Source organism: Jongsikchunia kroppenstedtii DSM 45133 (assembly GCF_000380485.1).
GTDB classification, from domain to species: Bacteria; Actinomycetota; Actinomycetes; order Mycobacteriales; family Mycobacteriaceae; genus Jongsikchunia; species Jongsikchunia kroppenstedtii.
The window spans coordinates 22,362-47,983 of record NZ_AQYG01000051.1 but is presented as its reverse complement, the minus strand read 5'-3'; the positions used below and the strand labels follow the sequence as shown (position 1 = coordinate 47,983).

Annotated in this window: 17 protein-coding genes and 1 tRNA gene; 13 read left to right on the top strand and 5 right to left on the bottom strand. The window is 68.1% G+C overall.

Features of this window, described 5'->3' with window-relative positions:
- The first annotated feature begins 80 nt into the window (after positions 1-80).
- Complete coding sequence (locus G341_RS0118150) at positions 81-668, top strand: TetR/AcrR family transcriptional regulator (RefSeq protein WP_018180591.1); 588 nt, start codon at positions 81-83, stop codon at positions 666-668.
- Positions 669-801: 133 nt separating this feature from the next.
- On the opposite strand, the gene G341_RS0118145 is transcribed toward G341_RS0118150, so the two are convergent.
- From G341_RS0118145 to G341_RS0118130, 4 genes are all read right to left on the bottom strand, one after another.
- On the bottom strand, positions 802-4,473 hold the full coding sequence (locus tag G341_RS0118145; RefSeq protein WP_245557069.1) for a multifunctional oxoglutarate decarboxylase/oxoglutarate dehydrogenase thiamine pyrophosphate-binding subunit/dihydrolipoyllysine-residue succinyltransferase subunit: 3,672 nt from the start codon (positions 4,471-4,473) through the stop codon (positions 802-804).
- 310 nt (positions 4,474-4,783) lie between these two features.
- Positions 4,784-8,665, bottom strand: coding sequence for an ABC transporter ATP-binding protein (locus G341_RS22505; protein ID WP_018180589.1), 3,882 nt, complete (start codon positions 8,663-8,665; stop codon positions 4,784-4,786).
- Complete coding sequence (locus G341_RS22500; RefSeq protein WP_018180588.1) at positions 8,658-9,389, bottom strand: hypothetical protein; 732 nt, start codon at positions 9,387-9,389, stop codon at positions 8,658-8,660. Before G341_RS22500 ends, G341_RS22505 begins: the two co-directional genes overlap by 8 nt.
- On the bottom strand, positions 9,389-10,417 hold the full coding sequence (locus G341_RS0118130; protein ID WP_018180587.1) for a glutathione S-transferase family protein: 1,029 nt from the start codon (positions 10,415-10,417) through the stop codon (positions 9,389-9,391). Before G341_RS0118130 ends, G341_RS22500 begins: the two co-directional genes overlap by 1 nt.
- Before the next feature lie 75 nt (positions 10,418-10,492).
- Here G341_RS0118130 and G341_RS0118125 point away from each other — a divergent pair, with 75 nt between their 5' ends.
- The 7 genes from G341_RS0118125 (at position 10,493) to G341_RS0118095 (ending at position 18,005) form a co-directional block, all read left to right on the top strand.
- A complete protein-coding gene (locus G341_RS0118125; protein WP_018180586.1) occupies positions 10,493-11,131 on the top strand; it encodes a PadR family transcriptional regulator in 639 nt (212 codons plus the stop codon).
- On the top strand, positions 11,128-12,654 hold the full coding sequence (locus tag G341_RS0118120) for a DHA2 family efflux MFS transporter permease subunit (protein ID WP_051092875.1): 1,527 nt from the start codon (positions 11,128-11,130) through the stop codon (positions 12,652-12,654). Before G341_RS0118125 ends, G341_RS0118120 begins: the two co-directional genes overlap by 4 nt.
- Positions 12,655-12,769: 115 nt before the next feature.
- On the top strand, positions 12,770-13,399 hold the full coding sequence (locus G341_RS0118115; RefSeq protein WP_043451986.1) for a TetR/AcrR family transcriptional regulator: 630 nt from the start codon (positions 12,770-12,772) through the stop codon (positions 13,397-13,399).
- A gap of 111 nt (positions 13,400-13,510) precedes the next feature.
- Positions 13,511-14,710 (top strand): metallophosphoesterase family protein, encoded by a 1,200-nt coding sequence (locus tag G341_RS22495; RefSeq protein ID WP_018180583.1) that lies wholly within the window; start codon positions 13,511-13,513, stop codon positions 14,708-14,710.
- On the top strand, positions 14,707-17,301 hold the full coding sequence (locus tag G341_RS23180) for an AAA family ATPase (RefSeq protein WP_018180582.1): 2,595 nt from the start codon (positions 14,707-14,709) through the stop codon (positions 17,299-17,301). The genes G341_RS22495 and G341_RS23180 overlap by 4 nt, the downstream gene beginning before the upstream one ends.
- Positions 17,302-17,377: 76 nt before the next feature.
- Positions 17,378-17,842 carry a VOC family protein gene (locus G341_RS23175; protein WP_081622609.1) on the top strand — a complete coding sequence of 155 codons (465 nt, stop codon included), beginning with the start codon at positions 17,378-17,380 and terminating at the stop codon, positions 17,840-17,842.
- Between the two features lie 87 nt (positions 17,843-17,929).
- Positions 17,930-18,005, top strand: a tRNA-Arg gene (locus tag G341_RS0118095).
- 46 nt (positions 18,006-18,051) lie between these two features.
- Here G341_RS0118095 and G341_RS0118090 read toward each other — a convergent pair.
- On the bottom strand, positions 18,052-18,477 hold the full coding sequence (locus G341_RS0118090) for a hypothetical protein (RefSeq protein WP_018180580.1): 426 nt from the start codon (positions 18,475-18,477) through the stop codon (positions 18,052-18,054).
- Positions 18,478-18,589: 112 nt separating this feature from the next.
- On the opposite strand from G341_RS0118090, the gene G341_RS0118085 reads away from it, so the two are divergent.
- The 5 genes from G341_RS0118085 to thrC are packed head-to-tail and all read left to right on the top strand — an operon-like array spanning position 18,590 to position 25,620.
- The gene (locus G341_RS0118085) at positions 18,590-20,101 is read left to right on the top strand and encodes a class I adenylate-forming enzyme family protein (protein ID WP_026303852.1); all 1,512 of its coding nucleotides are present in this window, start codon (positions 18,590-18,592) and stop codon (positions 20,099-20,101) included.
- A 60-nt stretch (positions 20,102-20,161) separates the two neighbouring features.
- Entirely contained in the window at positions 20,162-21,814 is a 1,653-nt protein-coding gene (argS, locus tag G341_RS0118080; RefSeq protein WP_018180578.1) for an arginine--tRNA ligase, read from the top strand.
- Entirely contained in the window at positions 21,811-23,238 is a 1,428-nt protein-coding gene (lysA, locus tag G341_RS0118075; protein ID WP_018180577.1) for a diaminopimelate decarboxylase, read from the top strand. Before argS ends, lysA begins: the two co-directional genes overlap by 4 nt.
- Before the next feature lie 11 nt (positions 23,239-23,249).
- The gene (locus G341_RS0118070; protein WP_043452050.1) at positions 23,250-24,563 is read left to right on the top strand and encodes a homoserine dehydrogenase; all 1,314 of its coding nucleotides are present in this window, start codon (positions 23,250-23,252) and stop codon (positions 24,561-24,563) included.
- Positions 24,556-25,620, top strand: a complete 1,065-nt coding sequence (thrC, locus tag G341_RS0118065) for a threonine synthase (RefSeq protein WP_018180575.1) — start codon at positions 24,556-24,558, stop codon at positions 25,618-25,620. The genes G341_RS0118070 and thrC overlap by 8 nt, the downstream gene beginning before the upstream one ends.
- Positions 25,621-25,622 lie beyond the last annotated feature (2 nt).

Genomic DNA, 25,622 nt, shown 5'->3' with positions numbered 1-25,622 from the left:
TAGAAACTTATTGACTTCTTGTCAATAAGGTCGCCGCATTGGGTAGAGTCGAAGTCGTGACCCAGGCGAAACGCACCAGGATGAGCCCCGAGCAGCGGCGTGCCCAGCTGATCGAGCTCGGCGTGACGCAGTTGGCGGGCAAGCATGCGGCGGACGTATCGCTCGATGATGTGGCCGAGGCGGCCGGGGTATCGCGGGCGCTCGTCTTCCACTATTTCGAATCCAAGCAGGATTTCTACGTCGCCGTGCTGCGCGAGCAGAGCAAGCGGATGCTCGAGCGCACCGCGCCGGATCTGGCGGGGGATGACCCGATCGCGATTCTGCGGCAATCGCTGTCGGCCTATATCGACTACGTCGACGAATATCGCGAGTCGTATGTGGGGCTGCTGCGCGGCAGCGGCGCGGGGGCAGATGCGGCCGCCCGCGACGTGGTGGCGGCGACCCAGGCGGTGATGGTCGAGCGCGTTCTCGGCCAGGCCAGCCGGCTGTCGATCCCGCGGACACCGCTGGTCGAGCTGTCGGTGCGCGGCTGGGTCTCGTTTGTCGAGGAGGTCACCATCGGGTGGCTGACGGGTGCGGACATCACCCGCGAGCAGCTGCTGGACACCGTCACCAACGCGCTCCCGGCGATCGCGGCGGTGACCGTGGCCCAGTCGTTGGAGCACTGAACCTTTCGGTCTGTCACCGTGGTTGGTCGAGATCCAATCGTCGATCTGCCAAAGCGGCGGCCGTCTCGCTATACCGGGGTTGTATGCGAGAGGGCCGCCAACGCAGGCAGGCGGCGATTGGGCTCGGCCAACGTCAGGCGAACGCGCTGTCGATGATCTCCTGCTGCTCGACGGCGTGCACCTTGCTCGAACCGGACGACGGCGCCGACATGGCCCGGCGCGATACCCGGCGCAGGTTGCTGAAGTACTCGGGCAACAGGTCGGGCAGCGCCAGACCGAACATCGGCCACGGCCCCTGGTTGGCCGGCTCCTCCTGCACCCACACCACGTCCTCGAGGTTCGTGTACTGCTCGAGCGCGGCTCGCAGGCGGCGGTGCGGCAACGGATACAGCTGCTCGATCCGGATGATCGCGATGTCGGAGCGGTTGTCCTTGTCGCGGCGCGCGGCCAGCTCGTAGTACAGCTTTCCGCTGACCATCAGCACCTTGGTCACCTTCGACCGGTCGCCGCCCGCGACGAACGTGGGGTCATCGATGACCGACAGGAACTTGCCCTCGGTCAGATCGCTGACCGACGAGACCGCGGCCTTGTTGCGCAGCATCGACTTCGGCGTGAAGACCACCAGCGGTCGGCTGATGCCGTCGAGCACATGGCGGCGCAGCAGATGGAAGTAGCTGGCGGGGGTGGACGGCAGCGCCACCGTCATCGAGCCCTCGGCGCACAGCTGCAGGAATCGCTCGATGCGACCGGACGTGTGATCGGGGCCCATGCCCTCGTGGCCGTGCGGCAGCAGCATCACAACGTCGGCGCGCTGGCCCCACTTGGCCTCGCCGGAGCTGATGAACTCGTCGATGATCGACTGCGCACCGTTGACGAAGTCGCCGAACTGCGCCTCCCACAACACGAGTGCGTCCGGATTGGCGACGGAGTAGCCGTACTCGAAGCCGAGGACCCCGAACTCCGACAGCGGGGAGTCGTACGCCGAGAACTTGCCGCCGCTGTCGTCCTGCAACGTCGCCAGCGGCGAATACTCGGCCTGGGTGGCCCGGTCGATGATCACCGAATGTCGCTGGGTGAAGGTGCCGCGGCGGCTGTCCTGACCGGACAGGCGCACGGTGCGCCCCTCCGCGACCAGCGTGCCGAAGGCGAGCAGCTCGGCGAAGGCCCAGTCGATGTTGCCGTCGCGGGACATCTTGCGACGTCCCTCGAGGACCGGCTTCACGCGCGAGTGCACCGTAAAGCCTTCCGGCACATCGGCGAACGCGTCGCCGATGCGGGCGATGAGTTCGGCGGGCACGGCGGTGACCAGCTTCTGCGGAATCTGCTGCTCGGACTCGACCGACGGGCTGGGCTGCACGCGGAACTTGTCGAGTTCACGCACCTCGTTGAAGACCCGCTCCAACTGACCCTGGTAGTCGCGCAGCGCGTCTTCGGCTTCCTTCGTCGAGATATCGCCACGGCCGATCAGCGCTTCGGTGTAGTTCTTGCGGACGCCGCGCATCGTGTCGATGACGTCGTACATGCTCGGCTGCGTCATCGACGGATCGTCGGCCTCGTTGTGGCCGCGGCGGCGGTAGCAGACGAGGTCGATGACGACGTCGCCCTGGAACTGCTGCCGGTAGTCGACGGCCAGCTTGGCCGCCCACACGCAGGCCTCGGGGTCGTCCCCGTTGACGTGCAGGATCGGCGCGCCGATCATCTTGGCGACGTCCGTGCAGTACTGCGACGAACGGGAAGCCGTTGGGGCAGTGGTGAATCCGACCTGGTTGTTGACGACGATGTGGACCGTGCCGCCGACCTGGTAGCCCTTGAGGCGGCTCATGTTCAGGGTCTCGGGGACCACGCCCTGGCCGGCGAAGGCGGCGTCGCCGTGCAGCATCAGCGGCACGACCGTGAACGCCTCGTCGCCCTTGTCGAGCAGGTCCTGCTTGGCCCGCACGATGCCCTCGAGCACCGGATCGACCGCCTCCAGATGCGACGGGTTGGCGGTCAGCGAGACCTTGATCTCGTTCTCGCCGAACATCTGGTAGTACTTGCCCTCGGCGCCGAGGTGGTACTTGACGTCGCCACTGCCGTGCGCCTCGGCGGGATTCAGGTTGCCCTCGAACTCGTTGAAGATCTTCGAGTACGGCTTGCCGACGATATTCGCCAGCACGTTCAGGCGACCGCGGTGCGGCATGCCGATGACGACCTCGTCGAGCTCATGCTCGGCGCTCTGGTCGATCACCGCGTCCATCATCGGGATGACCGACTCGGCACCCTCCAGCGAAAAGCGCTTCTGGCCAACGTATTTGGTCTGCAGGAAGGTCTCGAAGGCCTCGGCGGCGTTGAGCTTGGACAGAATGTACTTCTGCTCGGCCACCGGCGGCTTGACGTGCTTGATCTCGACGCGCTCTTCCAGCCACTGCTGCTGCGCGGGATCGAGGATGTGGGTGTACTCGATCGCGACGTGGCGGCAGTAGGCATCGCGCAGCACCGACAGCACGTCGCGCAGCTTCATCGTGTCCTGGCCGTGGAAGCCGCCGACCTTGAAGGTGCGGTCGAGATCCCACAGGGTCAGGCCGTAGGTGAGGACGTCCAGATCGGGGTGCTGCTTGCGGGCGTCCGTGTCGATCATCAGTGGGTCGATGTCGGCCAGCAGATGGCCCCGATTGCGGTATGCCGCAATGAGTTCCAGCACCCGGGCGTTCTTGTCGACGAGGCCCTCGGGGATGTCGCGGCGCCAGCGGATCGGCTCGTAGGGGATGTGGAACGCCGTGAAGATCTCGTCGTAGAACTTGTCGTCCAGCAGCAGCTGGTGCACGGTGCGCAGGAAGTCGCCCGACTCGGCGCCCTGGATGATGCGGTGGTCGTAGGTCGAGGTCAGCGTCATCAGCTTGCCGACACCGAGTTCGGCGATGCGCTCGTCGCTGGCGCCCTGGAACTCGGCGGGGTACTCCATGGCGCCCGCGCCGATGATCGCGCCCTGGCCGGACATCAGTCGCGGCACCGAGTGCACGGTGCCGATGGTGCCGGGGTTGGTCAGCGAGATGGTGACGCCGGCGAAGTCGTCCATCGTCAGCTTGCCGTCGCGGGCACGGCGGACGATGTCCTCGTACGCGGCGTGGAACTCGCCGAAGTTCATCTGCTCGGCGTTCTTGATGGCGGCGACGACCAGCGTGCGGTTGCCGTCCTTGCCGGGCAGGTCGATGGCCAGGCCGAGGTTGGTATGCGGCGGCGTGACCAAGTTCGGCTTGCCGTCGATCTCGGCGAAGTGCCGGTTCATGTTGGGGAAGGCCTTGATGGCCTGAACGATGGCGTACCCGAGGATGTGGGTGAACGAGATCTTGCCGCCACGGGTGCGCGCCAGGTGATTGTTGATGACGACACGGTTGTCGACCATCAGCTTCGCCGGAACGGCGCGGACGCTGGTCGCGGTCGGGATCGCAAGCGAGGACGTCATGTTCTTGACGACAGCGCCGGCCGGGCCGCGCAGGACGCGGGTCTCTTCTTCAGTGGGGGGCGCGGCGGCTGCGGCGGGCTTGGCCGGCGCCGGCTTGGGAGCTGGGGGCTGGGCTGCGGCGGGCTGGGCTGCGGCGGGCTTGGCCGCGGCCGGCTGGGCTGCTGCCGGCTTGGGGGCGGGTGCAGGTGCCGCGGGCTGTGCGGGCTGGGTCGGTTGGGACGGCGGCGCGGCCGCGGCGGGGGCCGAGCCGTTGCCGTCGGCTGCGGGGGCGCTGCCATTGCCCTGAGCGGCGGCGTACTTGACGAGGATGTCGCGCCACTCCGGGTCAACAGAGTTCGGGTCGGCCTGGAACTTCTCGTACATCTGCTCGACGAGCCACTCGTTCTGCCCCCAGTCAGTGGAGTCCGAACCCGATGCGCCATATTCCGATACTGAGCTGCTCACGGCAGTCCCTCGCCTCGATTCATATATGCCGGAGCGACGCCGGATGCGTCGATCCGCTTGATATTGATTTCAGCCACTCCACTGGGGCCGACACGGTCCATTCACCAGGCTAGCCCTCGTCCGTCTGCCGATGTTACGACGGGTTGTGATGATTCACACGAATGATCGCTGGAGCCGGTTCGCTGACACCAAACCGCTCCCGCTGGGCGGGAACGGTCGGACATCGCGGTCAGTGATCGGGCTCCATCGCGGCGTCGAAAGCGAGGTGTGGATCGCGCCCCGCGGCCCATAGTCGGGCGTAGGCGCCGTCGGCGTCCAGCAGCTCGCGATGGGTGCCCCGTTCGACGACCCGGCCGTCCGCGACGACCGCGATCGAGTCCGCCCGGGCGGCGGTCGCCAGCCGGTGCGCCACGATCACCGCGGTGCGGCGCCTGGTCAGCGCGTCGCTGGCGGCGAGGACGCGGCGTTCGGTCGCCTGATCGAGGGTGGCGGTCGCCTCGTCGAGGAGCAGTAGGTCCGGGTCGACCAGCTCGGCGCGGGCCAGGGCGATCAGCTGACGCTGGCCCGCGGACAATCCCTGACCCCGTTCGCCGATGGGGTGCGTCATGCCGCCGGGCAGCCCGGCGATCATCGACAGCGCCCCGACCCCGCGCGCCGCGTCCGCGATCTGTTCACGGGTGGCGTCGGGGCGGCCGTAGGCGATATTGGTGGCGACGGTGCCCGAGAACAGGTGTGCCTCCTGCGGGACGACGCCGAGCCGGGAGCGGTAGCCGGCGAGCGGGAACCGCCGGATATCGGTGCCGTCCATCCGGACGCTGCCCGCGGTCGGGTCGTAGTAACGGGCCAGCAGCTTGACGATCGTCGACTTGCCCGCGCCGGTCTGGCCGACCAGGGCGAGGCTGCGGCCCGGCGGCAGGTCGAGCGTGACGTCGGTGAGCGCATTCGACTCGGCGCCCGAGTAGCGGAAACTGACGCCGTCGAGTTCGGCGTGACCGGTGAACGAGGCGGGTGTCGGCACGCCCGGCCCGGTGCCGTTCGTGGCGGGTCCGCCGCCCGCCGGGGCGGCCAGCACGCTGGTCGGGGTGGCGAGCAGCTCGCCGATCCGCCGCAGGCCGACGAGTGCCTGCTGATATCCGTCGAACACCTGGGACAACTGCTGCACCGGGCTGAACATCATGCCCAGGTAGAGGACGAAGGCGACGAGAGTGCCGGCCGATGTCTCGCCGCGGGCCACCTGATGTCCGCCGATGCCGATGACGACCGCCGTGGCCGTGTCCGACATCAGCGTGATGAACGGGAAGAAGATCGAGATCGCCTGCTGCGACACCATTCTCGCGCGGACATAGCGATCGGCGAGCGTCGCGAACCGGGTCGCCGCGGCGTCGGTATGGCGATACGCCTGGGTGGTGCGCAGGCCGGTGACGTTCTCCTGGAAGTCGGCGTTGACCACACTGATCAGCTCGCGCGACCGGGTGTACGCCCGGGAGGACACCCGCCGGAAGACCAGTGTCGCGATTGCGATCGGGATCAGCAGGATCAGTACCAGCGAGCCGAGCGACGGGTCGGTGACGACGAGCGCGACGGCCACGCCGATCACTGTCAATGTGCTCACCACGGCCGACGTCAGCCCGGTCTGCAGGAATGTCGACAGCGCATCGACGTCGGTCGTCATCCGGGTCATGATGCGTCCGGACAGCTCGCGCTCGTAGTAGTCCAGGCCCAGTCGCTGCAGATGCGCGTAGCTGCGCACCCGCAGCGCATACAGCACCCGTTCGCCGCTGCGGGCGGTCGTGAGCGTCATGACCGCGGTGATGATCCAGTCGACGCCGACCAGCACGACGCCGAATGCCGTCGCGGCCCAGAGGGCCCCCGCGTGCTGCGACACGGCGCTGTTGATGCCGATGCGGCCGATGGTGGGGAACGCCAGCGAGATGCCGGTGTCGACCGCCATGCACAACACGGCGACGAGCAGCAGCCAGCGCACCGGGGTCAGCAGTTGGCGGAGATTGAACTCGGGCCGGTCGGCGCGCGCGTCGTCGTCGTCGACCTGCGGGTCTTCGGTCGCGGGTGCGAGCTTGGCGACCGCATCGAGCAATTCCGGGCTCGCCTGCATCGCGCCGAGCGCGCCGGTCATCGGGCCGCCGCTGCCGAAACCGCCTCGGCCGCCGCCCATTCCGCCGCCGCCACCGCGGCCACCGGGTGCCGCATCGGCGGCGAGGTCGACGCGCGCCGACCTTCGGCCGCCGCCGGGCCCGTCTACGTCCGGCTCATCGACATCGGGCCACAGCGCCTCCATGTCGACCACGTCGATCGCCGCGGCATCGGCGGTGTCGACCGCGTCGGGAGCCGAACTCATCAGCGACCGGAACAGCGGGCTGCGCGATTCCAATTCGGCCTCGGTGCCGATGTCGACGATGCGGCCGCCGTCCATCACGGCGACCCGGTCGGCCAGCGCCAGTGTGGATCGGCGATGGGCGAGCACCAGCATGGTGCGGCCGGTATTGCGGGTGCGGTCGCGGCGCAGCTCGGCGAAGATCGCGGTCTCGGTGGTCGCGTCGACGGCAGAGGTGGCGTCGTCCAGGATCAGCACGCGGGGATCGGCGAAGAGTGTGCGCGCCAACGCGATCCGCTGGCGCTGGCCGCCGGACAGGGTGAGTCCCCGTTCGCCCACAACCGAGTCGTAGCCGCTTGGGAGCCGGTCGATGAACTCGTCGGCGGCCGCGCGGTGGGCGGCGTCCTCGATACTCGGTCCGGCCGAATCAGGTTGTCCGAGGGCGATGTTGGCGCCGACGGAGTCGGAGTAGAGGAACGGTTCGTCGAACGCGATGGCCACCGTGCCGTGCAGTTGCTCGGCCGACAGCGTTGCGATGTCGACGTCCTTGTCGGCGCCGACGAGCGAGATGCGGCCGGTGTTCGGGGAGTACACGCGATCGGCGAGCAGGGCGAGAGTCGACTTGCCGGAGCCTGGACCGCCGATCACCGCGACGCATTCGCCGGCCGCCACGGTCAGGGAGACGTCGCGCAGAACCGGGGCGCCGTCGCGCGTGCCGTCGGGCGAGCCGAATGTGAAACCGACGGAATCGAATCGGAGACCGACCGGTCCGTCCGGTGCGACGCTGGTCTGCTCCAGCAGCGGATCGGTGGGCTGGTCGATCACCTCGTACACCCGGTCGACCGCGGCGCGGGCGAGCTGGCCCGCGACGACCACGTTGGTGACCAGCCGCGCCAGCCCGGTCATCGTGGTCACATAGCTGGCGAATGCCAAGAACGTTCCGACGGTGATGGATCCGTGCATCGTGAGGTAACCGCCGAGGGCGATGACCGCGACCATTCCCAGTTGCGGGATGGCCGACACCGTCGGGGTGAACCAGGAATTGAGCCGCGCGGCACGCAGTCTCATCGCGAACAGCCGCCGGCCGTGTCCGATCAGGTCGTCGACGGCCCGGTCCTCCTGGCCGAACCCCTTGACGACTCGGACCCCGGTCACCGTCTCCTCGACATGCTGGGCGAGGTCGGCCGCCGATTGCTGGGCCGACCACGTCGCCGCGAAGAGCGCGCGGCGGCCGCGCAGCACGACCAGCCCGATCGCCGGAATCACCAGCAGCGCAACGCAGGTGAGTGTCGGCGACAGGTACAGCATCACGACCAGTGACAGCACCACCTGGACGGCCGCGCCCAGGGCGAGCGGCACCATCGCCAGCAGCCCCTGGATCAGCTGGAGATCGGTGATCGACCGGGAGACGAGCTGCCCGACGCTGAGGCGGTCCTGATCCCGCCCGGACAAGCGCAGCAGCGTCCCCATCAGATCCAGCCGCAGCCGGTTCTGCGTGCGCAGCGACAACAGGCCGGCGCTGTAGCGGCGGGCGTATTGGCATGCGAACCGGGTGCAGCCGAGCCCCACCAGCACCAGCGCGATCGCGGTGAGCGATACCCGGGCACCGGCTCCGGTGGCGGAGTCGATCGCCGTCTTGGTCAGCAGCGGGATCGACAGATCCACTGCGACGCCGGCGAGCGTCGCCACCAGCGTCACCGTCACGACGAGGCGATATCGCAGGCATTCCCGGGTCAGCCGGCGGATCCATCCCCGCGCACGCGGGGATGGATCAGTCATCGACAGTTGCGCGGCCCAGCTTGCGTGACGATCCGGGCAGCGTTCGCGCGATGTTCGGCAGGGTCCGCGGGGCGTTCGGCCACTGCTGCGGGGGCGCGCCGAATGCTTCGCGGGAGTTGCTGATGATCTTCTTGCCGAGGGCACGGTTGCCGACGCCGCCGATCGCGGCCCCGATGCCGGCCGGCAGCAATTTGCCCACGGTCATCGGCGCGGCCTTCGCGTAGCGCTTCATCAGGCGTTGGGTCAGCTGCTTGTTCAGGGTCCGCAGCACCGGCGTAGGGAGGGCGCCGTTCGCGATGGCATTCATCGAACCGCGTTTGCTGCCAAGAGCTTTGGCGAGCGCCAGGGCGCCCTCGTCGCCGAGCGCAACGGCCATGACGAGTGCAGCGCGGCGTTCGGAGTCGTCGGTGTGAATCCCGTGGATCTCCGCGATCGCGAGCGTGAGCAGGGTCGACGCTTCGAGGAAGAACGCCGCTTCGCCGCCGATCGCCACCAGCGAGGTGACGGTGCCGACCCCCGGGAACGCCGCCGCCGCGCCGACCGCGCTGCCGGATCCGGTGACCGTCAGCATGAATCGGCGTTCCAGGCGTTCGATGATCTGCGCCGGCGACTCATCCGGATGCGCCAGCCGTACGCCGCGGACATACCTCGACACGGTCGGTGCCTGCACCTGGCCGATGCGGTCGACCAATGACGTGCCGGCGAGTGACTTCTTGGAGAGCATCAGGCGCCCTGCCCTTCGGGAACGGTCTCAGCGGGGAGAGGTGGCGGCGGCGGGGTGCCGTCGCCGAACGGCCGACCGCCGAGCTGCTCGCGATGATGCGCGGTGCGCCAGCCGGACAGGTCGGGGCCGTCGGGGACTATCCCGGTGGGATTGATGTCCCGGTGGACGAGGTAATAGTGCTGCTTGATCTGGGTGAAATCGACGGTATCGCCGAATCCGGGTGTCTGGAACAGATCGCGCGCGTACGCCCAGAGCACGGGCATCGCCGAGAGCGTGGAGCGGTTGCATTTGAAATGGCCGTGATAGACCGCGTCGAACCGGGCCAGCGTGGTGAACAGCCGGACGTCGGCCTCGGTGATGGTGTCGCCGACCAGATAGCGCTGTGTCGCAAGCCGTTCCGAGAGCCAGTCCAACCGATCGAACAGCTGGGTGTAGGCGCGGTCGTATGCCGACTGGCCGCCGGCGAATCCGCAGCGGTACACGCCGTTGTTGACGTCCCGGAACACGACGTCGCTGACCTCGTCGATCTCGGCGCGCTGCGGCTCGGGGTACAGCTGGGGCGCACCGGGCCGATGGTGTTCGGTCCACTCGAGCGAGAAGTCGATGGTGATCTGCGGGTAGTCGTTGGTGACGACGGCGCCGCTCGGGATATCGACGATCGCCGGAACGGTGATGCCGCGCGGGTAGTCGGGATCGCGCTTGAGATAGGCGTCTTTGATGCGCGGGATGCCGAGGACCGGGTCGACGCCGCCGGGGTCGAGATCGAAGGTCCAGCTGTCCGCATCGTGGGTGGGCCCGCACATGCCCATCGAGATGGCGTTCTCGAGTCCGAGCAGCCGGCGCACGATGATCGCGCGGTTGGCCCAAGGGCATGCGCGCGCCACGACCAGGCGGTAGCGGCCCGCCTCGACCGGGTAGTCCGGGCTCGTGCGAGTGATCCGGGTGGCGATATATCGGGCATCCCGGACGAACTCCTCGTCCGGGCCCGTCTCGCTCCCGACCTGCGGCTTATCGGTGGTCACGATCACAGGTTATCGGGTCTTGCCGACACGGACTTCCGCTCCGTATATTCCACTTGGAATAAACGGAATGGAGGAGATTCGATGCGTGGGGAGCGCTGCGAAGCCGGCACGCTGACGCCGTTGGCGGTCATGGTGCTGGGCTTGCTGCTGGAGCGGCCGATGCATCCCTACGAGATGGTGCAGGTTCTCCTGGCGCGCAAGGAGGATCGGCTGGCGAAGGTCCGGCCGGGCTCGTTGTATCACACGGTCGATCGGCTGGAACGCGACGAACTGGTAGCGGTCCACGGGACGGTGCGCGAGGGAAATCGGCCCGAGCGCACGGTCTATGAGGCGACCGACGCGGGCCGGACCGCGTTCGCGTCGGCGATCGCCGACATGCTCGCCGGGTCCCGACAGGAGTTCCCGGAGCTCTATCTGGGCCTCGCCGAGGCCCACGGGCTTCCCCGGACGCAGGTCATCGAGATGCTGGAGCGCCGCGTGCGGTCGCTGCGAGCAGACATCGACGAACTCGATGTGTCGGTGGCCTGTGCTATCGATCAGGGGTCGCACGAAATCTTCATGCTCGACGTGGGATGCCGACGGGCAACCCTGGTCGCGCAGGCCGACTGGCTCGACGATCTGATCGATCGCTTGGCCGACAAATCGCTGCCTTGGCTGGACGATCATCCGCCGACGCTGCCGGCCCACATCACTTCCAATAACTTGAAAGGCAAATCATGACCGCACCAACGACGCTCGTGTTTCGCGGGCGGCCGGTGAGCCCCTGGGCCACCCTCGGCGCGATGTGCGTCGGCTTCTTCATGATCCTGGTCGACATGACTATCGTCTCGGTGGCGCAGCCGACCATTCAGTCCAAGCTGCACACCGACATGAACGGCGTCGCCTGGGTCACCAGCGCCTACCTGCTCACCTACGCAGTCCCGCTGCTCATCACCGGCCGCCTCGGCGACCGGGTCGGCCCGAAGAACCTCTACCAGCTCGGTCTGATCATCTTCACCATCGCCAGCGTCTGGTGCGGGCTCTCGGGATCGATCACCGAGCTGATCATCGCTCGCGGCCTGCAGGGCATCGGCGCGGCGCTCATCACGCCGCAGACGATGGCCGTCATCACCCGCGTCTTCCCCGCGGACAAGCGCGGCGCGGCGATGGGCCTGTGGGGCACGGTCGCAGGCGTGGCGACCCTGGTCGGCCCGCTGGTCGGCGGCGTTCTGGTGGACAACCTGGGTTGGGAGTGGATCTTCTACATCAACGTCCCGTTCGGCATTCTCGGCGTCGTGCTGGCCTGGGCCCTCGTGCCGCATCTGCCCACCAATGAGCACAAGTTCGACATCATCGGTCTGGTCCTGTCGGCGATCGGCCTGACCGCGATCGTGTTCGCGGTCCAGGACGGACAGCGATACGACTGGGCCGGATGGATCTGGGGACTCATCGTCGCGGGCGTGCTCGTCATGGTCGTCTTCGTCTGGTGGCAGGCCACGACCAAGTCCGAGCCGCTGGTGCCGCTGTCGCTGTTCCGCGATCGCAACTTCACGCTGTCGAGCATCGGCATCGCCGCGATGGGTTTCACCGTCACCGGAATGTTGTTCCCGCTCAACTACTTCCTGCAGCTGGTCGGCGGGATGAGTCCGACGCGGGCCGCGCTGGTGACCGTGCCGATGGCCGTGATGACCGGCATCCTGGCGCCGATCATCGGGCGTGCGGCCGACAAGTTGCACCCGCGCATGGTCATCGTTCCGTCGTTCCTGCTCGCCTCCGCGGCAATCTGGATGTTCGCGGTGGTGTCCCGCCCGGACACTCCGGTGTGGGTGCTGCTCATCCCGATGGCCGTTCTCGGTATCGGCAGTGCGGGCATCTGGGCGCCGCTGGCGGCCACCGCCAACCGCAACCTGCCGCTCACCCAGGCCGGAGCCGCCGCGGGTGTGTACAACACGGTGCGTCAGGTCGGTTCGGTGATCGGCAGCGCCGCGATCTTCGGGCTGCTGCAGATGCGGATGACGGACTACCTGCCCGGGATGAAGCTCGGTGAAGGCAGCCGCGGGGATATGTCGCACCTTCCGGGGCCGGTCCTCGATCACATCAAGAGCGGGTTCTCCGACGCGATCGGCGAGACGCTGTACCTCCCGGCGGCCATGCTGCTGCTGGCGGCCTCGGTGTCGTGGTTCTTCGTGCGGCCCAAGCCGATGGCCGTGCCGGTGGCCATTCCGCCGGCCGAGAGTGCCGGTGTCCCGGCCCAGGTCGACTGATCGGATCACGAGGACCGGTCCCGTTCGCGGGGCCGGTCTTTGTGTTTCGCATCAAGACGGCTATAACCAGTAGACCGCTGCCGCCCGGCGGGACGCAGACCGAAAGGTGACCACCATGAGCAGGCTTTCGTTGCCGGATCGTCGCGCGCAGCTCGCCGAGAGCGCGCTCGCGCTGGCCGAGCGCAGGGGCCTGGCCGCCGTCACCGTCCGCGCCGTGGCCGAGGAGGCCGGCGTGTCGCTCGGCGTCGTGCACTACTGCTTCGAGGACAAAGAAGAGCTCGTCGCAGCGATGATCGAGCGGATCATCGCCGAGGCGCTCGACGTGCTGCTCGGTTCGATCGACACCACCCAGCAGGGCACCGGCCTGGACGCCCTGTCGGCCACGCTGGACTCGACGCTGTCGTCGCTGTTCCACACCGTCGCGCAGATCCCCAATCGCTGGCTGCTGGTGCAGGAGTCGATGCTGTTCTCGCTGCGGCAGCCGGACGAGTCGGCGTCCGCCGATCAGGCTCGTCAGCAGCAGGGATTCGCCGAGAAGTTTGGTTACGCCTACCTGGTGGAGATGGGGCAGCGCACCCAGACGTCGTGGAATGGCGACGAGAAGAAGATCGCCCGGGTGGCGCTGCAGACGATCTTCGGCACTTTCCAATGGTGGCTGATCGACCGGGACGACGAGGCCGCGCTGAAGTCCCTTGCCTACCTTGGGGAGTGGATCGCGGGCACGGCGCAGCCGGCTTCGGCCTGACGTCTTTTGCCCGCCGCTCGAGCCCGTGTCGGAGCCGGGGCTTGTCGGATCTCGCTCGTAGGATCGCCGGAGTAGGTATTTCACCAGGTCGATGCGGCGAGGAGGTGCGTGATGACGGCAGCACACGTGCTTCCGCTACCGGAGGTTGCCGGCGCCGGGAGCGCAGTGAGCGGGCCGAATGTCACGGTGACATTCGTGCATACTGCAGATTGGCAGCTCGGCATGACCAGGCGGTTCCTGGACGCCGATGCGCAGGCGCGATTCACCGCGAGCCGAATCGACGGGATCGGCCGGATCGGTGGCCTGGCCCGGGCGCATCATGCCGAGTTCGTACTCGTCTGCGGCGATGTTTTCGAGGATCATCAGGTCTCGCCACAGGTGGTTCGGCGGGCCCTCGATGAGATGGGCGACATCGGCCTGCCGGTGTATCTGTTGCCCGGCAATCACGATCCGCTCGACCGGGCGAGCATCTACCGCGCGTCGACGTTCGAGCGGCATCGGCCGGCCAATGTGCACGTCCTGGATGCGGGCGTCACCCGCATCCGGGACGGCGTGGAACTCGTTGCCGCGCCGTGGACGTCGAAGCGGCCGCTGACCGATCTGCTGGCCGATCAGGTGACCCGGTTGCCCCACCATGATGCCGTGCGCATCGTGGCCGGCCACGGCATCGTCGATGCGCTGGATCCGACGGCCGCCAACCCCGCCGCCATCGGAGTGTCGGGGTTGCAGGAGGCGCTGGCAGACGGCCTGATCGACTATGTGGCACTGGGTGATCGGCATTCGGTGACCGACATCGGCGACAGCGGTCGCATCTGGTATTCGGGTGCGCACGAGGTCACCGACTTCGACAGCCGCGAGGCCGATCCCGGGCACGCGCTGGTGGTCACCGCGAGTCGTTCGGCGGTGCAGGTGCAACGGCATTCGGTGGGACAGTGGACGTTCCGGTCGATCGAGACGGAGATCAACACGGCCGCCGACGTGGAATCGCTGGCCGCGCAGCTCGAATCGATTCCGGCGAAGTCCAGGTCGGTGCTTCGGCTGCGGTTGTCGGGCGTGGTCTCGCTGGAGACCAACACCGTGTTGGAAGAACTGCTCGAGACGGCGGCGGACCGGTTCGCGGCCGTGCAGCGTTGGACGGATCCCGATCGGCGGCTGCTGCTGGAACCGACGCCGGACGACCTGGCCCGCCTCGGCCTGACCGGCTACGCGTCCGCGACCGCGGATGAGCTGGCCGCCGCGTCGGCGGCCGACGCGTCCGCGCGGGACGCGCTCGCGCTGCTCTATCGGTTGGCGTCGGAGTGCGACTCATGAGGCTGCATCGACTGCGGCTGAGTGATTTTCGCGGCATCGAGGAGCGCGAAGTGGTCTTCGCGGACCACGGGGTGACCGTGGTCGAGGGCGCCAACGAGGTCGGCAAGTCGTCGATGATCGAGGCGCTCGACCTGCTGCTGGAGCGTCGGTCCGACAGCCGTAGCGCAGCCGTGCGGTCGATTGCGCCCGCGGGCCGCGATGTCGGCTCGGTCGTCGAGGCGGAGATATCCTGCGGTGATTACACATTCGTGTATCGCAAGCAGTTCAACCGCGCGCATCGCACCGAGTTGTCGGTGCTGTCACCACGTACACAACAGCTTTCGGGTCGAGAGGCCGATCAGTGGGTGCAGCGGGTGCTCGCCGACGAGGTCGATATGTCGTTGTATGCGGCACTCCGGCTGGTACAGGGCGTCGCCGCCGAGCCGACGTCGTTGGCCGGCAGCAGCGCCCTGTCGCGGGCGCTCGATGCGGCGGCGGCACCCGAGCTCGGGGGCGGCCCTGCCGTGATCTCGGACGACGCCGGGGCGGGGAGCGGTCTACTCGGCGCAGCGATCGCCGAACATGAGCGTTACTACACACCGGGATTGGGCAAGCCCGCCCGGGAGCTGGCCGATGCGCTGGCGGCCGTGGAGTCGGCGCGGGAGCTGATGGAACAGCGTCGGCGAGCCTTCGACGAGGCCTGCGACGACATGGTGGCGCTTGATGACGCGGTCGCGCGGCAGAGCGAGCTCGCCCGGACGCATGAGCTGGCGCGCGTGGAGTTGGTGCAACTGGATCAGCGGCTGGCGGCCGCGGCCGAGGTCGTCCGCCGCCGCGATACGGCGCGCGCCGACCTGGCCGTCGGCCAGGCCCGGGCCGATGCCGCCGCCCGGTCCGACACCCATCGTCGGCGTCTGCAGCAGCATCACGACGATCTCGCAGAACAATTGCAGCGCAGCGAGATTCGGCTGTCAGAGCTGACCGGCGCGGTGGCCGAGTGCGCCGCCGAAGCCGAGGCGCTGGTGGCCGACCTGAACGGCACCCGCGCCGAACTCGCGGATGCCGAGGCGGCGGTGCTGGCCGCGCGGGACGCCGAGCGTCGGCGCGCCGCGGCCGATCAGGTGCAGCGGCTGTCGACGCTGATCGATCGGGCCGATGCGCTGGTGGCCGAGCGAGATGCGTCACGCGAGCGGCTGTCGCGGCTGCCGATCGACGAATCGGTGCTGTCCCGTCTGACCGAGCTGGCCACGGCCGAGGCGATCGCGCGGGCGGCAAAGGATGCCGCCGCACCGGGGTTGCGGGTCGAACAGCTGGGCGCCGAGGACGTACTGGTCAACGGCGAATCACTCTGCGGGACAGCCGAACTGGCCGTCAGCGCGGCTACGGAGATCACCGTCGACGGCGTCATCAGCGTGCAGGTGACCCCGGGTCCTGATGTCCAGGAACGCGACCGAGAGCACGCCCGGGCGGCCGAGGCGCTCGCCGCGGCGTTGGCCGAGTTCGATGTGGCGGACCTGTCGGCTGCGCAGGCGTCGGCGCTGGAACGGTCCCGCGTCCAGCGCGCCGTCGATGATCTCCGGATCGAGATCGACGCCGTGCTCGACGGGCGTGAATTGTCCGACATCCGTGCCGATCTCGCCGACGCCACGATCCGGGCCGAGGTGACTGGTGTCGCGGAGCCGGCGGAGGCGGACCTCGATCCCGTGGCCGCGCAGGAACGATGTGCCGCGGCGCGCGATCAGCTCGACGCGTTGCAGGGCCGCCGTGAGCAGCTGTCGGTGCAGCAGGCGGCGCTGTCCGGGCAGGTCGAGATGCTGGAGCAGCAGCGCGACAACCAGCATGCCGCGCTTGGTGCGGCGCAGGAGGAATTGTCCACGGCCGAGGCCGAATCCGCGGATGAACCCGTCGATCTGGCGGCCGAACGGCAACGTCTGGCGGAGATCGAGAGCGAGTTGGCCGCCCTCGATGTCGACAGCGCGGCTCTGCATCGCGACAACGTGGCTGATGTGGTCGCCGACGGTACCGAGCGGCTGGCCGCCCTCGCCGCCCGCGTCACCGAGTTGTCGACCCGGGTGGAGGTACGGGCGGCGGAGGGGCGGTTCGACCAACTATCCACTGCCGAAGCGGAATTGGCGGCGGCGGAGGATCATCTGCGGCGCGTGCAGGGGCGTGCAGAGGCGGCCCGCGTGCTGCTCGGCGCGCTCACCAGGCACCGCGACGACGCGCGCAATCGGTATGTGCGCCCGTTCACCGACGCCGTCGAGCGATTGGGTCGCGTGGTGTTCGGGTCGAGCTTCGCCGTCGAGATCGATCAGGAGCTGCAGGTGGTGTCCCGCACGCTCGACGGCATCACGGTCCCGCTGGACTCGCTGTCGGGCGGCGCCAAGGAGCAGTTGGGCATCATCGTGCGGCTGGCCTGCGCCATGGTGGTCGACCCGGCCGACGGCGTGCCGGTGATCATCGACGACGCGCTCGGCTACACCGATCCGGATCGGCTCGAGACCGTCGGTGCCGTGCTGCGGCACGCCGGTCGCGACTGCCAGATCATCGTTCTGACATGCACTCCCGACCGGTACCGCGCGGTCGGCGGCGCGCACCTGGTGTCGCTCTAGATCGGCGGGCTAGTGGGGTGTCCACTGCCTGGGATCGGGGTGTCCTCCTGCTGTTCTCTGGTGTCAGACTGCCGTCATGAACCCGAATTCTGCACCCGCACAGGCGAACACTCGCTGGTCTCACGTCGGTCTCTGTGTCGTTGACCTGGCCCGCTCCATGCAGTTCTACTGCGACGGGCTGGGCGCCGTGCCCGCCGAACGCTATGAGCTGAACACAGAGCAACTCCCAGGTCTGGGGCTGGCACTCGAGGTCGGGGACTCCGCGGCGATCGTGTCGCAGATGATCACCCACGATGCGCTGCGCATCGAACTGATCGAGTGGCGTCGCCCCGGCGCCGTGGGGACACCGTCGAGTCAGCGGAACCAGCTGGGCCTGACGCACCTCTCGTTCTGGGTGTCCGACATCGATTCCATGGTGGAACGGCTCCAGCAGTTCGGTGGGACGCTGCTGCCACAGACGCGGCAGAGCCCCGGTGTGGACCTGGTGTTCCTCGCCGACCCGGACGGCACCCGAGTCGAACTCATGGCCGCCACGGACTGAGCATCACGGGTGGGCGATCGCGGCGCGCGGGAGCGTGATGCCGCTTTGAGTTTCGCGGCGGCCATACGTTAGGCTGATCCGGCCCGAGCCCCCGTAGCTCAGGGGATAGAGCGTTCGCCTCCGGAGCGAAAGGCCGCAGGTTCGAATCCTGCCGGGGGCACCAGAGTTCTTCGTCACCGCGCCTCCCACTCGGGGGCGCGGAGTCGTTTTCAGGCCAGCAGCGCGATTCCGCCGGCCAGCAGCAGACCAACCTTCATCAGTTCGAATGCGACGTAGACCAGGTGCGCGTGCGACCGCTTGTCGCCGCCCTCGCCGGCCAGCACGGCATCGGATCGCCGGGACAGTGCCGGACGCACCGCCACCAGCTGGATCGCCAGAACTGCCACCGCGGCGACCAGGAGCCAGCGGGCGGCCGTTCCGGGATGTCCGACCGATACCAGGATGATGATGGCGATCGCGAGGAATGTCTCGACGGTGTTCAACGCCCGGAACACGATCCGCCCGATGCTGAGACCGGTCGCGAGGTCGAGGCCCGGGGTCTGGAACTTGAGTGGCGCTTCCAGGAACGAGATCGCCAGGACCATCCCGAGCCACAGGAACGTGATCGCGACTATTGCCGCTGTTGTGCCATCCATGGATTGAATGTACGCCGCAGCCGAGATCGAACTTTCTCGCGTTGAGGCAATGGATTTCGCGAGTCTGCCGAAAGCGGCACATGTGTTCGCATAGGACGGTAGCTATGTAGGCATGCCAACTATCGATTCATCGTTGCGTTCCAGTGCCGCACGGGTTCCCGAACGCAGGGCACTCGTCTTCGCCGACCGGACGTACAGCTACCGCGAACTCGATGCTCAGGTCGATCGAGTGGCCGGGGTGCTGCGCGATCGGGGTGTGCGCAAGGGGGACCGGCTGGCCTTGCTGGCGAAGAATTCCGATCGGTTCGTGATCACCTTCTACGCGGCCCAGCGGCTCGGGGCGATCTTCGTGCCGGTGAACCCGGCATCGGCGGCCCCGGAGGTCGATTACATCGTGCGCGACAGCGGCGCGTCGATGCTGGTGATGGATCCGAATTTCGAGACCCTCGTGGCGGGCGTGCTGCCGGAATCGGTGTCGCAGCTGACGCTCGGCCCGGCCGAGGGGCTCGAGGATCTGCTGGCCCTCGCGGTCGACTGGCGGGGCGACCCGGTCGACACCGTGGTCGACGAGTTCGACGACTGCGAGATCCTGTACACGTCCGGTACGACCGGAAATCCCAAGGGCGCCTTGTTCGATCACCATCGCGTCATCTGGATCGCGATGTCGACGATCGGCAACTGCGGCTTCATCGAGGGGGAGCGGATCCTGCATGTGGCGCCGCTGTACCACTCCGCCGAGCTCAACCTGTTCATCGTCGCCGGCACGCTGCTCGGCGCGACGCACGTGGTGCATCCCGGATTCGATCCGGCCGCCGTGCTCGAGACGCTGGAGCGGGAGCGGATCACGGCCTTCTTCGGCGTCCCGACCATGTACCAGTTTCTGTTGCGCCAGCCGGGCATCGGGGAGCGCGACCTGTCGTCGTGGCGGGTGGCGACGTTCGGTGCGGCGCCGATGCCGCCGACCGCCATCGAGCAGCTGATCGAGACGCTGCCGAGTGTCCGGTTCATTCAGCTGTGCGGCCAGACCGAGGCCGGTCCGGGCGGCATCTTCTCCAGTCACGAGCAGGTGCGGGCCCGGCCCGACGCCAACGGTCGCCAGGGCGGGCTGTACACCGAATGCCGGATCGTGGACCCCGACGGCAACGACACCGCGCCCGGCGACGCCGGCGAGATGGTGCTGCGCAGCGAGATGGTGATGAAGGAGTACTGGAACAAGCCCGAGGCCACCGCCAGCACCATCATCGACGGCTGGCTGCACACCGGCGACGTCTGCGTCGTCGATGAGGACGGCTACATCACGCTGGTCGACCGGCTCAAGGACATGATCATCACCGGCGGTCGCAACGTGTATTCGATCGAGGTGGAGCAGGCCGCGGCCGGGCATCCGGCGATCCGCGATGTCGCGGTGCTCGGCCGGCCGCATCCCGACTACGGCGAGAGCATCGTGGCGGTGGTGACGCTGGCCCCGGATACCGGACTTGAGCTGGGCGAACTACGCGATTTCCTCGGCAGTCGGATCGCCACCTACAAGCTGCCGCACGACCTGATGATCGTCGAGGAGATCCCGCGCAATCCGTCCGGCAAGATCCTCAAGCGCGAGCTCCGCAAAAACCTGGTCGACTAGCGGGAGCGGCCGTGAGCACCGGGCGAGCCGCCGGTTTGGTCGGCCCATACTATTGACGCTGTGAATCCCACCGAACTCGCGACGTTGCTGCGCGCCACCACCCTGGCCGTGCTCGCCGATCACGGACTCGACCAGTCCGCGGTTCCCGAGCAGGTGACGGTCGAGCGGCCCCGCAACCCCGACCACGGCGACTACGCCACGAATATCGCCCTGCAGCTGGGCAAGAAGGTCGGCGCCAACCCGCGCGAGCTGGCCGGCTGGCTGGCCGAGGCACTGGCCGCCGATCCGGCGATCAGCACCGCCGAGATCGCGGGCCCCGGCTTCGTCAATATCCGGTTGGCTGCTGCCACCCAGAATCAGGTCGTTGCGACCGTGCGCACCGCCGGAGCCGACTTCGGCACGGGCGACTCGCTGGCGGGGCAGTCGATCAACCTCGAATTCGTCTCGGCCAACCCGACCGGTCCGATCCATCTCGGCGGCACCCGGTGGGCGGCGGTGGGCGATGCCCTCGGCCGCGTGCTGTCGGCCGAAGGCGCCCGAGTGGTACGTGAGTACTACTTCAACGATCACGGCGAGCAGATCGATCGCTTCGCCAAGTCGCTGCGGGCCGCGGCGCTGGGCCAGCCGACGCCCGAGGACGGTTACGCCGGCGAGTACATCAACGACATTGCCGCCCAGGTGGTTTCGGCGATGCCCGGCATCCTGGAACAGCCGGAGGACGAGCAGCTGGAGTCGTTCCGGGAGACCGGCGTGAACCTGATGTTCGGTGCCATCAAGAAGAGTCTGCATGACTTCGGCACCGACTTCGACGTCTACACGCACGAGAACTCGATGTTCGACACCGGCGGTGTCGACCGGGCGATCGAGCAGCTCAAGGCGTCCGACAACCTGTACGAGAAGGACGGCGCCTGGTGGCTGCGGTCCACCAACTACGGCGACGACAAGGATCGCGTCGTCATCAAGAGCGACGGCAAGCATGCCTATATCGCCGGCGACATCGCGTATGTCCGCGACAAGCGGGAACGCGGCTTCGACCACCTCATCTACATGCTCGGCGCCGACCATCACGGCTACGTGGTGCGCCTGAAGGCCGCCGCCGCGGCGCTGGGAGACGACCCGGACACCGTCGAGGTGCTGATCGGGCAGATGGTCAACCTGGTGCGCGACGGCCAGCCGGTCCGGATGAGCAAGCGCGCCGGAACGGTCATCACCCTCGACGACCTGGTCGACGCGGTCGGCGTCGACGCCGCTCGCTACTCGCTGATCCGTTCGTCGGTGGACGTCAACATCGATATCGACCTGAACCTGCTGGCCAGCCAGACCAACGAGAACCCGGTCTACTACGTGCAATACGCGCATGCCCGGCTGTGCGCGATCGCTCGCAACGCCGCCGATCTCGGCATCGCCGCGAGCGACGAGCATCTCGATCTGCTGACGGAGCCGGCCGAGGGGGAGCTGATCCGCAGCCTCGCCGACTTCCCGGAGGTCGTGCGGACCGCGGCCGAGCTGCGCGAGCCGCATCGCGTGTGCCGGTACCTGGAGGCCCTGGCCGGCTCGTACCACCGGTTCTACGACCGCTGCCGGGTGCTGCCGCAGGGCGACGAGGACCCGACCGATCTGCATGCCGCGCGGCTGGCGCTGTGCGGGGCGACCGCACAGGTGCTGGCCAACGGCCTGGAGCTGGTCGGCGTGAGCGCACCGGAGCGCATGTGAACGCGCATCCGGCCGGGCCCCGGCATGCCGAACAAACGCTCTCGCACGCGCCGGGCCTGGCGGCGGCGCCGAACGGTTCTGACGACATGATGACGATCCCGGACAACGTGTGGCCGCGCGGTGCCGTGCGCGGCGATGACGGCGTCGTCCGGGTCAACGGGCAGCCGCTGACCGATCTCGCGCAGACCTACGGCACCCCGCTGTTTGTCATGGACGAGGATGACTTCCGCGCCAACTGCCGCGACATCAAGCAGGCCTTCGGGCCGCAGGCCAAGGTGCACTACGCGTCGAAGGCCTTCCTGTCGCTGCAGGTCGCGCAGTGGGTCGAGCAGGAGGGTCTGTCGCTCGACGTGTGTTCGTCGGGCGAGCTGCAGCTGGCGCTGCGCGCGGGCTTCCCGGCCGACCGAATCGCGTTGCACGGCAACAACAAGTCGGTCGATGAGCTGGACCTGGCGGTTACCTCCGGCGTCGGGCACGTCGTGCTCGACTCGGCGGTCGAGATCGAGCGGCTCGACGACATCGCCGACCGGCATGGCGTTGTTGCCGATGTCCTGATCCGGGTGACGCCCGGTGTCGAGGCCCATACCCACGAGTTCATCTCGACGGCGCACGAGGATCAGAAGTTCGGCTTCGCCCTCGCCGGCGACACTGCCCTTGATGCGGTCCGGCAGGTGTTCGCCGCCGACAACCTGCGGCTGGTCGGTCTGCACAGCCACATCGGCTCGCAGATCTTCGAAGTCGACGGGTTCGAGATCGCCGCGCGCCGCGTGCTCAGTCTGCTGCGGGATATCGTCGCCGAGTTCGGCGTCGAGAAGACGGCGCAGCTGTCGATCCTGGATCTGGGCGGCGGCCTGGGCATCTCGTACCTTCCGTCGGACGATCCGCCGCCGATGTCGGAGTTGGCGGCCAAACTGACCGACATCGTCGCCGCCGAGGCGGGGCTGCTGGGACTGCCGGTCCCGACGCTGGCCGTCGAGCCGGGCCGGGCGATCGCCGGCCCCGCCGGGATCACGCTGTACCGCGTCGGCACCGTCAAGGATGTCGCGTTGGACGGCAATGCCACCCGGCGGTACGTGTCGGTGGACGGCGGAATGAGCGACAACATTCGCACCGCGCTCTACCAGGCCGAATACGATGTGCGACTGGTGTCGCGCGTCTCGGATGCGCCCGCGGCGGTCAGCCGTGTCGTCGGAAAGCATTGCGAGAGCGGCGATATTGTCGTCCGTGACTGCTGGCTGCCGGCCGATGTGGCGCCTGGTGATCTGCTCGCGGTCGGCGCCACCGGGGCGTACTGCTACTCGATGTCCAGCCGATACAATCTGGCGACTCGTCCCGCGGTTATCGCGGTCGCGGGCGGCGGCGCTCGGCTGATGCTGCGCCGCGAGACCATCGAGGATCTGCTCAGCCTGGAGGTGCAGTTGTGAACGCGACCGGTATGAACCCGATCGGCGTTGCCGTGCTCGGCATGGGCAACGTCGGGGCCGAGGTCGTCCGGATTCTGCAGGAGAATGCGACCGATCTGGAGGCGCGCGTCGGGGCGCCGCTGGAGCTGCGCGGCGTCGCGGTGCGCGATGTCAGCCGCAGCCGCGGCGTCGATCCCGCGCTGCTGACCGATGATCCGCTGGAGCTGGTGCAGCGTGATGACGTCGATCTCGTGGTCGAACTGATCGGCGGAATCGAACTGCCGCGCAAGCTGATCCGCACCGCGCTTGACGCCGGCAAGTCGGTGGTCTCCGCCAACAAGGCGCTGCTGGCCGACTACACCGGCGAGCTCGCCGCCGCTGCCGCGGACGCGGGGGTCGATCTGTACTTCGAGGCGTCGGTCGCCGGCGCCATTCCGGTCATCCGCCCGCTGATGCAGTCGTTGGCCGGCGACGTGGTGAATCGGGTTGCCGGAATCGTGAACGGCACAACGAATTTCATTCTCTCGGCGATGGACGAGACCGGCGCCAACTACATGGACGTGCTGACGGAGGCCGGCCGTCTGGGCTACGCCGAGGCCGATCCGACCGCCGATGTCGAGGGCTACGACGCGGCGGCCAAGGCGGCGATCCTGGCGTCGATCGCCTTCCATAGCCGGGTGACGGCGTCCGATGTGTATCGCGAGGGCATCACCGCGATCACCGCGCAGGATCTGCAGTCGGCCAAGCAGCTGGGCTGCACCATCAAGTTGCTCTCGATCTGCGAACGGATCGTGGATGCCGAGGGTGCACAGCAGGTTTCGGCCCGCGTGTACCCGGCGCTGGTGCCGCTCGAGCATCCGCTGGCCACCGTGAACGGCGCCTTCAACGCCGTTGTCGTCGAGGCGGAGAACGCAGGTCGCCTGATGTTCTACGGCCAGGGCGCAGGCGGGGCGCCGACGGCGTCGGCCGTCCTCGGCGATCTGGTGATGGCCGCGCGCAACCGCGTGTACGGCGGTCGTGGCCCGCTGGAGTCGACTTATGCGTCGTTGCCGGCCGCGCCGATCGGCAAGGTGCCAACGCGGTACTACGTGTCGATGCAGGTCGCTGACCGCCCCGGCGTGCTGTCGGCCGTCGCCAACGAGTTCTCACGCCGCGACGTCAGCATCTCGACGGTGCGCCAGGAGGGCGGCGGGGGACTCACCGATGGGCCCGACGGCGCCCGGCTGGTCGTGGTGACGCACCGCGCACCCGATGCCGCGTTGTCGGAGACCGTTGCGGCCCTGAAGGAATTGGACGTCGTACTGAACGTGGCGAGTGTGCTGCGACTGGAGGGAACCAATGAGTAAGCCGGGTTGGCCGGGCCTGATCGAGGCATACCGTTCGCGGATGCCGGTCGGTGACGACTGGCGGATCATCACTTTGCAGGAGGGCGGCACGCCGCTCGTGCCCGCTCCGGTGATCAGCGAGATGACCGGCTGCGAGGTGTATCTCAAGGTCGAGGGTCTCAACCCGACCGGTTCGTTCAAGGACCGCGGCATGACGATGGCGGTCACGACCGCAGTCGCTGCCGGTAAGAAGGCCGTGCTGTGCGCCTCGACAGGCAACACGTCGGCGTCCGCGGCCGCCTACGCCACCCGCGCGGGTCTGACCTGCGCGGTGCTGATTCCCGAGGGCAAGATCGCGATGGGCAAGCTGGCCCAGGCGGTCATGCACGGCGCCAAGGTGATTCAGGTGCAGGGCAACTTCGACGACTGTCTCGAGCTCGCCCGCAAGGCGACCTCGGAGTTCACCGAGATCGAGCTGGTGAATTCGGTCAACCCGGCGCGCATCGAGGGACAGAAGACGGCCGCGTTCGAGATTGTCGACGTCCTGGGCCGCGCGCCGGACGTGCACTCGCTGCCGGTCGGCAACGCAGGCAACATCACCGCGTACTGGAAGGGCTACTGCGAGTACCACTCCGACGGTGTTGCCGGATCGCGGCCGCGCATGCTGGGGACGCAGGCCGCGGGCGCGGCTCCGTTGGTACACGGCGCACCGGTGCCGAACCCGGAGACGATCGCGACCGCGATCCGTATCGGCTCGCCGGCCAGCTGGAATCAGGCGATGGCGGCCAAGGACGAGTCCGGCGGGCAGTTCCGCGCCGCCACCGACGAGAAGCTGCTCGAGGCGTATCGGCTGCTGGCCGGCAAGGAAGGCGTCTTCGTCGAGCCTGCGTCGGCCGCCAGCGTGGCGGGTCTGCTGGCCGCGCGTGCCGACGACTGGGTGCAGCCGGGGGAGCTGGTGGTCTGCACCGTGACCGGCAACGGCCTCAAGGATCCGGATACCGCGCTCGCCGATATGCCTGAGGTGCAGGCAATTCCGGTCGACCCGGTGGCCGTGGCCGCCGCTCTCGAAGTGGGCTGATC